This window comes from Streptomyces sp. NBC_00122, assembly GCF_045160845.1.
Classification (GTDB): Bacteria; Actinomycetota; Actinomycetes; order Streptomycetales; family Streptomycetaceae; genus Streptomyces.
On the sequence record NZ_CP108191.1, the window covers coordinates 5182089 to 5194743 of the forward strand.

The 12655-nt window shown below is 74.4% G+C and carries 12 protein-coding genes; 6 read left to right on the forward strand and 6 right to left on the reverse strand.

Annotation, left to right across the window (positions count from 1 at the left end; translation table 11 throughout):
- Positions 1-52: 52 nt before the first annotated feature.
- The 6 genes from murC (at position 53) to OG737_RS24275 (ending at position 6000) form a co-directional block, all read left to right on the forward strand.
- Complete coding sequence (murC, locus tag OG737_RS24250) at positions 53-1450, forward strand: UDP-N-acetylmuramate--L-alanine ligase (protein ID WP_328928251.1); 1398 nt, start codon at positions 53-55, stop codon at positions 1448-1450.
- A 15-nt stretch (positions 1451-1465) separates the two neighbouring features.
- Positions 1466-1873 carry a peptide-methionine (R)-S-oxide reductase MsrB gene (gene msrB / locus OG737_RS24255; RefSeq protein WP_328928252.1) on the forward strand — a complete coding sequence of 136 codons (408 nt, stop codon included), beginning with the start codon at positions 1466-1468 and terminating at the stop codon, positions 1871-1873.
- 504 nt (positions 1874-2377) lie between these two features.
- A complete protein-coding gene (locus OG737_RS24260; RefSeq protein WP_405921961.1) occupies positions 2378-4642 on the forward strand; it encodes a nitrate- and nitrite sensing domain-containing protein in 2265 nt (754 codons plus the stop codon).
- Positions 4639-5052: a roadblock/LC7 domain-containing protein gene (locus OG737_RS24265; protein WP_328928254.1), complete on the forward strand. Its 414-nt coding sequence runs from the start codon at positions 4639-4641 to the stop codon at positions 5050-5052. The genes OG737_RS24260 and OG737_RS24265 overlap by 4 nt, the downstream gene beginning before the upstream one ends.
- A complete protein-coding gene (locus OG737_RS24270; RefSeq protein ID WP_328928255.1) occupies positions 5052-5420 on the forward strand; it encodes a DUF742 domain-containing protein in 369 nt (122 codons plus the stop codon). The genes OG737_RS24265 and OG737_RS24270 overlap by 1 nt, the downstream gene beginning before the upstream one ends.
- Complete coding sequence (locus OG737_RS24275) at positions 5407-6000, forward strand: ATP/GTP-binding protein (RefSeq protein WP_328928256.1); 594 nt, start codon at positions 5407-5409, stop codon at positions 5998-6000. Before OG737_RS24270 ends, OG737_RS24275 begins: the two co-directional genes overlap by 14 nt.
- Before the next feature lie 34 nt (positions 6001-6034).
- Here OG737_RS24275 and OG737_RS24280 read toward each other — a convergent pair whose 3' ends face one another.
- From OG737_RS24280 to OG737_RS24305, 6 genes are all read right to left on the reverse strand, one after another.
- On the reverse strand, positions 6035-7087 hold the full coding sequence (locus OG737_RS24280; protein WP_328928257.1) for an alpha-hydroxy acid oxidase: 1053 nt from the start codon (positions 7085-7087) through the stop codon (positions 6035-6037).
- Between the two features lie 100 nt (positions 7088-7187).
- Positions 7188-8090 (reverse strand): NAD(P)-dependent oxidoreductase, encoded by a 903-nt coding sequence (locus tag OG737_RS24285; protein WP_328928258.1) that lies wholly within the window; start codon positions 8088-8090, stop codon positions 7188-7190.
- Positions 8087-9175: a cytochrome P450 gene (locus OG737_RS24290; RefSeq protein WP_328928259.1), complete on the reverse strand. Its 1089-nt coding sequence runs from the start codon at positions 9173-9175 to the stop codon at positions 8087-8089. Before OG737_RS24290 ends, OG737_RS24285 begins: the two co-directional genes overlap by 4 nt.
- Positions 9172-10647 carry a class I adenylate-forming enzyme family protein gene (locus tag OG737_RS24295; RefSeq protein WP_328928260.1) on the reverse strand — a complete coding sequence of 492 codons (1476 nt, stop codon included), beginning with the start codon at positions 10645-10647 and terminating at the stop codon, positions 9172-9174. The genes OG737_RS24290 and OG737_RS24295 overlap by 4 nt, the downstream gene beginning before the upstream one ends.
- On the reverse strand, positions 10647-11390 hold the full coding sequence (locus tag OG737_RS24300) for a glycosyltransferase (protein WP_328928261.1): 744 nt from the start codon (positions 11388-11390) through the stop codon (positions 10647-10649). Before OG737_RS24300 ends, OG737_RS24295 begins: the two co-directional genes overlap by 1 nt.
- On the reverse strand, positions 11387-12409 hold the full coding sequence (locus OG737_RS24305; protein WP_328928262.1) for a ketoacyl-ACP synthase III: 1023 nt from the start codon (positions 12407-12409) through the stop codon (positions 11387-11389). Before OG737_RS24305 ends, OG737_RS24300 begins: the two co-directional genes overlap by 4 nt.
- Between the last annotated feature and the right edge of the window lie 246 nt (positions 12410-12655).

Here is a 12655-nt window from a genome sequence, read left to right on the forward strand (position 1 = left end):
GCGGGCACAGCCCACGCGCACACGTACAGCACTCGATCCTGGAGCGACCTGAATGAAGCCCGGCCTGCCGACCGCCATGGAACGGCCCCACTTCATCGGCATCGGCGGCGCCGGCATGTCCGGCATCGCGAAGATCCTGGCCCAGCGCGGCGCGCAGGTGGCCGGCAGCGACAGCCGGGGGGACTCCGACACCGCCCACGCGCTGCGGGCGCACGGCGCCACGGTCCACGGCGGCCACGCCCCCGGCAACCTCGCCGACGACTCCACCTGCGTGGTCGTCTCCAGCGCCATCCGCGCCGACAACCCCGAGCTGGCGCGCGCCGCCGAGCTCGGCATCCCCGTGGTGCACCGCTCCGACGCGCTGGCCGCGCTGATGGACGGGCTGCGCCCGATCGCCGTCGCCGGTACGCACGGCAAGACCACCACCACCTCGATGCTGGCGGTGTCCCTCTCGGCGCTGGGTCTGGACCCCTCGTACGCCATCGGCGGCGACCTGGACGCCCCCGGCTCCAACGCCCACCACGGCGAGGGCGACATCTTCGTCGCCGAGGCGGACGAGAGCGACCGCACCTTCCACAAGTACAGCCCGCAGGTCGCGATCATCCTCAACGCGGAGCTTGACCACCACGCGAACTACGCGTCGATCGAGGAGATCTACGAGTCCTTCGAGACCTTCGTCTCCAAGGTCGTGCCCGGCGGCACGCTCGTCGTCGCCCACGGCCAGGAGGGCGCGGCCGAGATCGCCCGCCGGGTCGCCGGCCGGGAGGGCCTGAGCGTCGTCACGTACGGCGAGGAGCCCGAGGCCGACGTCCGGATCACGAAGATCACCCCGCGCGGGCTGACCAGCGAGGTCACGGTCGTCCTCGACGGCCGGATGCTCACCTTCACCGTCTCCGTGCCCGGCCGCCACTACGCGCACAACGCCGTCGCGGCGCTGGCCGCCGGCGTGGCCCTCGGCATCCCGGCGCACAACCTCGCCTCCGCCCTCGGCAAGTACACCGGGGTCAAGCGCCGCCTCCAGCTCAAGGGCGAGGCGGCCGGCGTCCAGGTGATCGACTCCTACGCGCACCACCCCACGGAGATGACCGCCGACCTGGAGGCCATCCGCGGCGCCGCCGGGGACTCCCGCATCCTGGTCGTCTTCCAGCCCCACCTCTTCTCCCGCACCCAGGAGCTGGGCAAGGAGATGGGCCAGGCCCTGGCCCTGGCCGACGCCTCGGTGGTCCTCGACATCTACCCGGCCCGCGAGGACCCGATCCCCGGCATCACCAGCGAGCTGATCATCGCCGCCGCCCGGGCCGCGGGCGCCGACGTCACCGCCGAGCACTCCAAGGAGGCCGTCGCCGACGTCATCGCGGGAATGGCCAAGCCCGGTGATCTCGTTCTCACCATGGGCGCGGGCGACGTCACGGATCTGGGGCCTCAGATCCTCGCCCGCCTGTCGAACTGAGGGAGCGGGAACGTCATGGCGTACGAGGTCGAGAAGACGGACGAGCAGTGGCAGGCGGAGCTGACCCCGTCCGAGTACCAGGTGCTGCGCCTCGCGGGCACCGAGCCGGCCTTCCGCGGTGAGTACACGTCCACCAAGACGGAAGGCGTCTACTCCTGTCGCGGCTGCGGGGCGGAGCTGTTCCGCTCCACGGAGAAGTTCGAGTCGCACTGCGGCTGGCCGTCCTTCTTCGACCCGAAGGACACCGAGGCCGTCGAGCTGATCGCCGACACCTCGCACGGCATGGTCCGCACCGAGGTCCGCTGCGCGGCGTGCGGCTCCCACCTCGGCCACGTCTTCGAGGGCGAGGGCTACCCGACGCCGACGGACCAGCGGTACTGCATCAACTCCATCTCCCTGCGGCTCACCCCGGACGAGGCCTGACACCTTCGGTCCGCTCGCCCTGCTCCGCGTGACACCGCCGGCGGTCACCGCGCCGGAGCAGGGCGAGGCGGTGCCGCGCGGCCCGGGCTCCGGGGCCCTGCCGGGCGCGGCCCGTGATCTCGGGGACATCGCGGTTGGATTGCGATCCGGTCTCCGGTCTCCGGTCTGCGCGGTTCTGCCGCAGATACGACGATTTTGCCGCGGAAGACATCTATCCGCTTCTTCGGTGTGGCTGGTTATGATCGGCACCCTCACATCCCGCCACAGCCGCACCGGTTGTGCCCGTCCCCACCCCAGGCCGGCGCAAGTCTCGGATGCTGGGCTGCCACCGCTGCCACCGCTGCCACCGCTGCCACCGCTGCCACCGCTGCCCCCGATGTCCGCAGCTCGTCCCCCCGCCCCCGAGGACCGATGTCTCCCATAGAACCCGAAGGCGCACGAGGGCAGTCGACGTCTCGTCGGCGGCGTACCGTACGCCTGCGTACTCTGCTCATCCTGCTGGCGGTGATCCCCACCGTGGCGATGGGCACCCAAGTGGCCGTGACCGCTCAACGCTTGCTGGCCCAGTCGGAGCGCCTGCGGGCCGATGTCGCGGCCGCCGAGCGGTTGGGCGTACCGCTGTACACGCTCATGGTCGACCTGCAGGCCGAGCGGACGGTGACCGCCGCGCGGTGGGCGGGCGCCGCCGGCGCCGAGGAGGAGCTGCGGGACCGGCGGGAGGCGACGGACCGGGCCGCGGCCGAGTTCCGTCGGCTGGCGGCCGATTCGGCCGCGGCCTTCGGGGGAGTGAACCATCGGCTCGACGGCCTGGCCGCAAACCGCCAGCGTGCGGATGCCGGCAGCGGCGGAGCCGACGGCATGCTCGCCTACTACACCGGGGCGATCGGCGCGATCATCCAGGTGTACCAGCAGGAGTTCAGCCACGCCGAAGACGCTGAACTCGCGCAGGAGAGCCGGCCCGTGGTGCCCATGCTCTCGGCCACCGAGATGGTGGCGCGCGAGGATTCGATCCTGGCCCTGGCCGGGCCGTCCAGGGAGCTGAACTCCGCCTCCTTCGACCAGTTCATCAGCGCCATGGGGTCCCAGCGGTACCTCAACGAGACATGGATCGCGCCGTATCTGTCCGAGCGTGACCGGCGGTTCTACGAGCGGATCCTCGCCTCCTCGGACTGGCAGACGAAGATCCGTATCGAGAACGCGATCGTCTCCGACCACAAGGACATCGAATACGGCATCAAGCTGCCCGCCGAGGTCGGCGACTGGCGGTCCGCGCACGAGAACTTCTCGGTGCAGATGGCCACGCTCAACGTCGACCGTGCGCGGCAGGTGCTCACGCGCGGCGAGGCCAAGGCCGAAGAGCTACAGACCGAGGTCGCCTGGCTGATCGGCGGAAGCGGCGGCGGACTGCTGGCCGTCGTGCTCGTGGTCGTGCTCACCACGCGGTCGGTGCTCCGCCGCCTGCACGTCCTGCACGAGCGCACGGTGACCGTCGCCGAGGAAACCCTGCCCGACGTCGTCGCCCGGCTCCAGCGCGGGGAGACCGTCGACGCCGCGGCGCTGCCGGCGGTGCGCGGCGACCGGGACGAGGTCGGACGCGTCAGCGACGCGTTCGCCCGGGCCGTCGCCGTATCCGTCGACGGACACCGGCAGCTCGCGGCCGAGCGTCACGGCTTCGGTCTGTTCGCCGCGGGCATCGCCTCGCGCACCGGAAACCTGGTCAGCCGCCAGCTGAGCCTCACCGAGGACCTCCAGGACACCTTCGGCCACGACGAAGCACTGCTCGCACAGTTGATGCGGGCCGACCAGCTGACGGTGGGCATGCGGCGGCAGATCGAGAACCTCCTCATCCTGGCGGGCGGCGAGGTCCCCGACCCGCACACCGCGCCCATGCGCGTCGCCGACCTGCTGCGCGAAGCCGCCGCTGAGGTCGAGGACTTCCGCCGCATCGAGCGGCAGGCCCTGGACGAGACCAGCGTGGAACCGCGCGTGATCAGCCAGATCAGCCACCTGCTCGCGGAACTGCTGGACAACGCCACCCGGTTCTCCCCGCCGCGGTCGAAGGTGGTCATCCGCGCCGAACTGGTGGCGGACGGGCTGTCGGTCGAGATCGAGGACCGTGGGCCGCGGGTGACTCCCGAGAGGTACGAGGAGATGAACGGCCGCCTGCACCAGGCCCCGCCGTACTCCGTCCTGGCGCAGAACGCGCACCGGCTGGGGCTCTTCGTGGTCGGCCACCTCGCCGACCAGCTCCGGGCGACGGTCACCCTCCGCCGCTCGGTGTTCGGAGGGACCTCCGCCGTGGTGATCCTTCCCGGGGAGCTGCTGGTGGCGACCGAGGGGGAAGCGCCGCGCGAACCCGCGAGGCCGGCCCCGGCCCCTGCCCCGGCCCCTGCCCCGGCCCCGGCCCCGGCCCAGGCGGCGCCCGCAGCCGCTCCCTCCGCCCCCGCACCGCTCGGTCCCGAGGAACGCAAGCCCGAGCTGGTCCTGCACACGGGCGCCGGGCTGCCGAGCCGCGGTACGAAGGTGCCCGGGGCCGTGGCCGCAGCCGCGGCCGCGCCCGCACCGGCGCCGGCGGCCGGCCCCACGCGGCCGGCCCTCCCCGAGCGCGTCCCGCAGGCCCACATCGCCGAGCAGCTGCGCGCCCCTCGCGTACCGGAAACAGCCGTCCCGCAGGACACGGCGACACCCGAAGAGGTGGCCGACGCCTGGGCGGACTACGAACAGGGGACCCAGACAGTGGAAGAAGAGCTCCGACGGGATCAGCCATGACCACAAACACTGCGACATCCAACGACGCGATCTACAGCGTCCTGGACAACAACCTGAGCAGGATCGCCGGCATCCAGGGAGCCGTGCTCCTGTCCAACGACGGCATCAGGCTGAGCGCCTACCTGCTGGACCAGCCCCAGGCCGAGCGCATGGCGGCCGCGGCCTCCGGCATCGCGGCCACGATGAAGGCGATATCCCGGGAGGTCGACGGCGGCCGCGTCATCCGCCAGCTGGTGGAGATGGACGACCGGTACCTCTGCATAGTCGGGTGCGGGGAGGGCAGCACCCTCATCGTGGTGACCTCCCGCAAGGCGCGGCTCGGGGAGCTGGGCGGCGAGGCCGTACGGACCGCCCAGGCGCTCGGCGAGTGGCTGGGCACCCCCGAGCGCGCCCCTCTCCCGACCTCGTAATGGCGGAAGACGAGCCACGGCCCGCAAGACGCCGCCGGACGCGGCTGTACGCCCTGACCGACGGCCGTACAGCCGCACCGCACACCGTCCTCACCATGGACACCACGATCACGGCGGCGGTCGCCGAGGACGCCCGAGGCGGCCTGCCCACCGAGTGGCAGGCCGTCCTGGCCATGTGCGCGGAGCCCGGCGGCCTGGCGGTCGCCGAGATCGCGGCGCGGATGCACATCCGTCTCACCCCGATGACGCTGCTCCTCGGCGAACTGGCCGACCGCGGGCTGATCCACCACCGGCCGCCCCTGGAGGGCGCCGAGACCACCAACGTCCACCTGCTCATGAGAATCAGGGACAACCTTGCCCGGATATGACACCCCCGCCACTCAGGAATCGGCTCCGGTCAAGATCCTCATCGCCGGTGGGTTCGGGGTCGGGAAGACGACCCTGGTGGAGACGATCTCCGAGATCGAGCCGCTGCGTACGGAGGAGCGGCTGACGGCCGCGGGTGTCGGCGTCGACGACCTCGACGGAATCGAGTCCAAGGCGGTCACCACCGTGGCGATGGACTTCGGCCGGATCACCCTCACCGACGCCGGAGTCGTCCTCTACCTGTTCGGTACGCCGGGCCAGGAACGCTTCTGGTTCATGTGGGACGACCTGCTGAACGGGGCGCTCGGGGCGATCGTGCTGGTCGACACGCGACGCCTCGACCGGAGCTTCCCGGCCGTCGACTTCTTCGAGAGCCGCGGACTGCCCTTCGTGGTCGGCGCGAACTGCTTCCACGGCGAACAGGCGTACACCGCAGAGGAGATCGGAGCGGCCCTGCACCTGCGCGACCCGAACACGCCCGTCCTCATGCTCGATGCCCGCTCCCGCCAGGACGTCCGCGCCTGCCTGCTCTCGCTCCTCGACCAGCTCATCGCCAACGCGGAGGCCGTGGCGACCGTCTGAAGCGGTCGAACCGGCTGAACGACGGGGCCCGCGGTCACCCGGCCCGGTGCGGGGGAACCACCAGGTCGGACGTGATCGCGCGCACCGACGGGGCGCCCGCCAGGGCCATGGACTCGGCGAGGCCGGCCCGGTAGGACTCGAAGAGCGAGCGGACCCCCTCGGACCCGCCGGTCGCCAGGGCCCAGAGCACGGGCCGCCCCACCAGGACGGCCCGCGCGCCGAGGGCCAGCGCCGTCAGTACGTCCGTACCGGTGTGGATCCCGCCGTCGACCAGGACCGGGACGCGGTCGCCGACCGCACGGACCACCTCGGGCAGGGCCGCGGCCGTGGACACGGAGCGGTCCAGCTGGCGGCCGCCGTGGTTGGACACGATCACGCCCGCCGCTCCCGCGTCCACGCAGGCCGCGGCGTCGTCCGGCCGCAGAACGCCCTTGACCAGCACGGGGAGACCGGACTCCCGGGCGAGCCGGGCGATCGTCTCCGGGCCGATCGAGGGGTCCTGTTCCCATGAACTGCTGCGCGTGTCCAGGCCCACGTCGCGGCTGAGCCGGTCCTGCGCGGACAGCGGCAGCGGCCGCCGGACCCGGGGTTTGGCGGCCACGTACGGGGCGTCGACGGTCAGCACCAGGGCCCGGGCGCCCGCCGCCGCGGCCCGCTCGACCTGGCTCCGGGTCAGCTTCCCGTCGCGCAGGGCGTACACCTGGAACCACCACGGTCCGGCAGCGGCCGCCACGTCCTCCACCTCGCGCGTGGCCCTGGACGAGAGGACCAGCAGCGAGCCGGCCCCGGCCACGCCCCGGGCGGTCGCCACCTCGCCCTCCGGGTCCGCCATCGAATGGAAGGCGGTCGGGGCGGCGATCACGGGCGAGGCCAGCTCCGTGCCGAGTATCGCGACCGACGTGTCCAGCTCGGAGACATCGCGCAGTATGCGCGGCTTCAGCCGGTATTCCTGCCAGGCGCGATGGGCCTCGCCGAGGCTGATCTCCTCGCCGGAACCCGCCGCATAGAAGTCGTAGGCGGCGCGGTCCAGACGATCGCGTGCCGCTTCCTCAAGCTCCGGAACGCTGAGAGTTGTCCGGTTGATCACGTCGTGAATCTCCCTGTCCCTCGGGTCGGTCAGGGAGATCCTGCCGGAAGTCCTCCCGGCGAACCGCCGTCCGCAGTGACCTCGGCCGAATCCCGGCGGCTCACCTGCGCACCGAGCGGAGGTGGTCCTCCAGGGTCCGGCCCGGGGTCCAGCCGCGGGACCGGGCCCTGCCCGTGTCCAGGACCACCGAGTGGGCGAGCTGGTCCACCGCGTAGCGGCTCAGCGCCGGTTCGGCGCCGAGGCCCGTGCTCGCCAGGGCCTCCGCGAGCCGGGCCGCCGTACGGGCCACCCCGAGCGGCAGGTGCCGGATCCGGGCCCGTACGCCGTGGGCCCGCAGGACCTCCCGTACGGCCTCGTCGCGGCCGTACGGCTCGGCGTCCGCCACGTTGTAGGCGCCCGGAGGCCACAGCGCCGCCGCCAGAGCGGCGTCGGCGAGGTTCTCCACCGCCGTCAGGCTCAGCCGGACGTCCGGCCCCGGCAGCAACAGGGTCCCCGCCCGGACCCGGGACAGCAGCCGGGGCAGCAACTGCGTGTCCCCGGGCCCGTAGACGGCCCGCGGCCGCAGCACCACCGCCCCCGCGGCCAGCGCCAGGGCCTCGCCCGCCGCCTTGGTCCTCCCGTACGCGTTGAGCTGCCCGCCGCGCGGATGGTCCTCGGCGACCAGGCTCCGGTCGTGGCGCGGGTCGTAGACGCTGGCACTGCTCATCCACACCACCGGCCGCCCGCCCGCCGCCGCGAGCAGCCGCTCCGTACCGTCCACGTTGACCGCGCGCATCGACGCCTCGGCCCGCGAGCCGGGCGCCGGATCTCCCACGGCCGCCGCGCAGTGCACCACGACCTCCACGCCCGAGAGATCCGGTGCGCCCGACGCGGCGTCCCAGAAGCGGTGCTCGCCCACCGGGCCCGGTCTGCGGCCCAGGCACACCACCTGCTCCCCGCCCGCCGCGGCCGCGCGGGCGACGTGCCCGCCGCAGAAGCCGCTGGCGCCCGTGACGGCGATCACGACGCCGCCCGTACGGTCAGGGAACGCCAGCCGGGCAGGGCGGCCCGCCGGTCCACCCGGGCCCGGGCCACCACCGGGCGGTACGGGGCCAGCGCCCCGAGGACGTCGGCCAGCTGGACCTGGGCAAGCCGGGCCCCGGGACAGGCGTGCGATCCGGCCCCGAACACCAGCCGGGCGCTGCCCGGACCGGCCGGCCGCACGGCGTCCGGGTCGCGCCGGTGCGCCTGGGCGGCGTGCCGGGCCACCAGCAGCAGCCGGTCGCCGCCGCGCACCGGGCAGCCCCCGACCGTCCCGTCCGTCGCGGCCACCCGGGGCAGCAGCGGCGAGGCCGCGGTGACCCGCAGCAGCTCCTCGGCCAGCACCGGCCGCAGCGCCTCGTCGGCGGCCTGGTCCCACAGGTCCGCGTCGGCGCACCACGCCACGGCCCGGGGCAGCGCCGCGACCGTGGTGTTGACGGCGGCGACCGCCACCATCGCGGACAGGGCCCCGTCACCCGCACCGAGCAGCCGTCGCAGCCGCTCCGCGCAGCGGGCGGCCTCCGCCTCGGCGCCCGGGCGGCGCGGGCCGGGCAGGTGACTGCGTACGGAGGCGGCCGCGGCCTCGCCGGCCGCTTCCGCCAGCTCCCGCGGATCGGCGGCGGAGCCCAGCAGGGCGCACACCACCGACCCGGCCAGCTCCCGCGCCAGCCCGACGAGGTCCACCTCGGCGCCGCGAGCCAGCGGCGCGAGGCGGCGTAGGAGCAACGGCCGCCACATCGACCGCAGGTCCTCCACCCCCTCCGCCCCGAGCCCGCCCGCGAGAGCGCGCCGCTCGGCCCGGTGCTCCCCGCCCTCCTGGTCGAAGAGCACGCCCTCACCGCCCCGCAGCGCGGAGCGCGCGGCACCGCCCGTCGTCCCCGCCGCCGTACGGTCGAGCGGGAGCCGGGTCAGCGCCTGGCGGTAGGCGTCCGCGTCGTGCACCAGCAGGGTCCGCCCGAGCCGGCGCACGGCCCGCCCGCGCGTGGCGGCGAGCAGGGCGAACAGCAGCGGATGCGCGCCCAGATAGACCCGCCGGTCGCGCCTGCGGGCCCGCGCCTGCCCCCTCATGCCGACCCGCCCAAGTGTCGGGCCGCCAGGGCCGCCGTCGCCGCCCGGTCCGGTTTGCGCGAGCGCCCCGACAGCGGGATCCGGGCGAACACCAGCGCGTCGGGACGGGCGGTGCCCATCCGCCGCAGCGGGCCCGACAGCGCGGCGCGCAGCGCGGGTTCACGTACCCCGCGTTCCGGCTGCACGACGGCGACGAGCCGCTCGTCCCCCTCGCCCGCCGGGATCCCGACGAGCAGGGCCAGCTCCACCCCCGGTACGTGGAGGGCGGGTTCGTACAGCCCCGGGTAGATGTTCTCCGCCCGGCGCAGGACCATGTCCTTGGCCCTGCCTGCGAGGACGATCCGGCCCGCGCCGTCCAGCCGTGCCCGGTCGCCCGTACGCACCCACGCGTCGGGCTCCTCGCCCAGGTAGCGGTGGCGGGCCGCGGCCCCGGACAGGAGCAGCTGCCCGTCCGCGTCGGGCTTGGCGGTGACTCCGGGCAGCGGGGCGCCGACCAGGTCGCCCGGGCCGTCGAAGGCGGACTTCTCCCGGGCTTCGACCGCGGCGGCCGGGAACAGCTCGGTGAGCGCGTACACCCCCCAGGCCTGCGCCGCGCCCGCCTCCCGCACCCGTTCCAGCAGCCCGGCCCCGGCCGGGGCCGAGCCCGTCCAGACCCGGCCGTGGAAGCGGGCGCCCGCGCCCAGCGCGTCGCGCAGCACGGGCGGGGTCAGATAGGTGTCCTGGGGCCGCAGCCGGTGAAGTTGGCGGGCCAGTACCCGGGGGTCGCGGGCCGGGAGGGCGACGGGGGCGCCGCGCGTGAGGGAGGGGACCAGGACGAAGAAGGTGCCGCCGAGGACGGGCCGGTCCGGGGCGGCGTCGAACAGGGTGTGGACCGTGGCCATCCCGGCGGCCAGGCTCGACCGGGTGTGGACCACGGCGCGCGGCCGGGACGTGGTCCCGGAGGTGAACACGATCACCGCGTCGCCGTCGTGGTCCCGGTGGACGGGCACGCCCGTACGGGGCGCCGCCAGGTCCAGCGCGGGCGCGCAACCCGGCAGCCGGGGCCCGACGGTGGCGACCGGACCCAGCTCGGCGAGGTCAGGCAGCGCGAGCCGCGCGCGGCGGGCCAGCGGCCGGGCCCAGCCCGACACTGCCTGCGCGGCGGCGTCGGCCAGTACCAGCGAGGGCCGGGCCAGGGCGAGCCGGGCGCGCAGCACGTCGGGCCCCGCGCCGGGGTCGAGCACGGCCCCGGCGAGGCCCAGCCGCCACAGGGCGAGCAGCACGGCCAGGGCCCGCGGCCCGGGCCGGACGGCGACGCCCACGGTGTCCCCGGCGCGCAGTCCGCGCGCGTGCAGGGCGGCGGCGAACGCGTCGGACAGCTCGGCGAGTTCGCCGCGGGTGGCCCGGACCCGGGAGGTACCCGTACGGGTGGGGGAGAGTACGGCCGGCCGCTCGGGGCGGCTGCGCAGCGCGTGGTCGAGACGGTCGAGCATCAGCGGGGATCCGTTCCGTGGCTGCCGCTTCCCTGGTCGAGGTACCAGCGGGCCGTGCCCGCGATCCCGTAGGCACGCAGGCGCCGCGTGGAGTTCTCCACGACCATCTGCCGGCAGTGGACGATGCGGTCGGTGTGGCGGCGTACGGCGTTGAGGAAGAGCCGGTCGGTCGGCGAGGGGCGCCGGGGCATGCCGCCGACCGCCAGGTACAGCTCGGCGGTGATGGCCATGTTGTTCCCGGCGTGCATGCGGTACGGGGCCCGGAAGCCGTTGCGGCGCGCGTGCCCGGGCCGCAGCCGCCCGAACAGCGCGGCGAGCGCCACGAGCAGGCCGAAACCGGCCCGGCCCAGCGGGCCGTGCTCGTCGCGCCGGGCGGTGATCCGCCCGCACACCAGCCCGGGGCTCCGGGTGAGGGCGGCCCGCGCGGCGCGCGTCCAGCCGGGGCGGGGCAGGCAGTCGGCGTCCGTGCGGGCGAGCAGGGCCGCGCCGCGGCCGATCGCGTACCGGAAGCCGGTGTCCACGGCGGAGCCGACCCCCCTCTGCGGCTCCTCGATCACCTCCACCGGGAACGGCGCGCCCGCCGCGAACTCCCGGGCGATGGCGCCCGTCCGGTCCGCCGAGGCGTTGTCGACGACCAGCAGGGTGAAGTCCCGGTCCCGCTGCGCGGCCAGGGCCCGCAGGGTCTGCGCGAGGCGGGCCTCCTCCTCGTGCGCGGGCACGACCACCCACATCGGGCTGCTCACGACTTCTCCCAGACCATCGTCATGATGCTGATCCCGCCGCCGAGGCCCACGAACAACACCCGGTCCCCGGGGTCGAGTTCCGTGAAGACCCGGTCCAGCTGGATCCCGATGCTCGCGCTCGCGATGTTGCCGAGCTCGGGCACCGTCACCACCAGCTTCCCGGTCGGCACGCCGGTCAGCTCCGCGAACCGCTCCAGATACGGCACCGTCACCTGGTGCACCAGCACCTTGGCGAAGCCGTCCCAGTCCATCCCCGTCCGGTGCAGCGTCCGGTCGATGACGGCGGTGCCCACCTTCTCGAAGACGCCGCGCAGTTCGTGCCCGTCGCCGCGGAAGTAGGTGTGCTCGTCCCCGCGCGGGTGCCGCGAGCCGCCGCCCGGGATGCCCCCCACCTCCCAGTGCTCCGAGTGGGTCTCGGTGTCCACGTCGAGGATCCCGCCCCGCGCCACGGCCTCCACGACCACCGCCGCCCCCGCGTCGCCGAAGGTGTAGCCGGCGAAGCCGCTGCGGAACTCGGCGAAGTCGGCGGGGTCCTTGCGCACCGCCCGGCTCGGGGTCTCCCCGGTGACCACCAGGGCCCGCCGGGCCCGCCCGGAGAGGACCATCGACCGGGCGAGGTCGATCCCGTTCACGAAGCTGTTGCAGGCGTTGGTGACGTCCACGGCATGGGCCCGCGAGCCCAGCTCCGCCTGCACGATGTGCGCGGTGGCGGGCTCCACCATGTCGCGGGAGGCGGAGGCGAAGACCAGCAGGTCGATGTCGAGGGGGCACAGGCCGGCGGTGTCCAGGGCCCGGCGGGCAGCTCCCACGGCGAGCGTGGAGGCGTACACCCCCTCACCGGCGACGCGGCGGGAGAGGATCCCGGTGGCCTGCGTCAGCAGAGTCGGCGGCAGGGTGAGGCCGCTGCGGCGGGCCACCTCCCGCTGGAGGGAGTCCGAGGACAGGACGTCCTCGGGCAGCAGGCTGCCGACGGCGGTTATCCCGGCGCGCGGCCCTTGGTCACTTGGCTGAAAGGACATGCCCACACGATGACAAGCCGCCTTCTCCCGGGCCTGAGTACGGATGCTCAGATCGGCGCACAGGCCGGAATGAGTACCCCGGCCGGCGTTCTGCCCCCGAAGTGCAGTGACTCCGGGGGCTGTTGCGCTGCGAACGGTTCCCCTACCGTCTTCGCCAGACGCGCGGGCCGCCGGCGGTGACCCTTCCGTTCTCCGGCTGTACGGCCGGGCGTCGGACAGGGATCTCCGTCCGGTACCCCCGGGCCG

Bases quoted from the DNA above. Each gene is read 5' to 3' on its own strand.
- msrB (WP_328928252.1), top strand. From the start codon at position 1,466: ATGGCGTACGAGGTCGAGAAGACGGACGAGCAGTGGCAGGCGGAGCTG.
- murC (WP_328928251.1), top strand. From the start codon at position 53: ATGAAGCCCGGCCTGCCGACCGCCATGGAACGGCCCCACTTCATCGGC.
- OG737_RS24265 (WP_328928254.1), top strand. From the start codon at position 4,639: ATGACCACAAACACTGCGACATCCAACGACGCGATCTACAGCGTCCTG.
- OG737_RS24270 (WP_328928255.1), top strand. From the start codon at position 5,052: ATGGCGGAAGACGAGCCACGGCCCGCAAGACGCCGCCGGACGCGGCTG.
- OG737_RS24295 (WP_328928260.1), bottom strand. From the start codon at position 10,647: ATGCTCGACCGTCTCGACCACGCGCTGCGCAGCCGCCCCGAGCGGCCG.
- OG737_RS24305 (WP_328928262.1), bottom strand. From the start codon at position 12,409: ATGTCCTTTCAGCCAAGTGACCAAGGGCCGCGCGCCGGGATAACCGCC.
- OG737_RS24290 (WP_328928259.1), bottom strand. From the start codon at position 9,175: ATGAGGGGGCAGGCGCGGGCCCGCAGGCGCGACCGGCGGGTCTATCTG.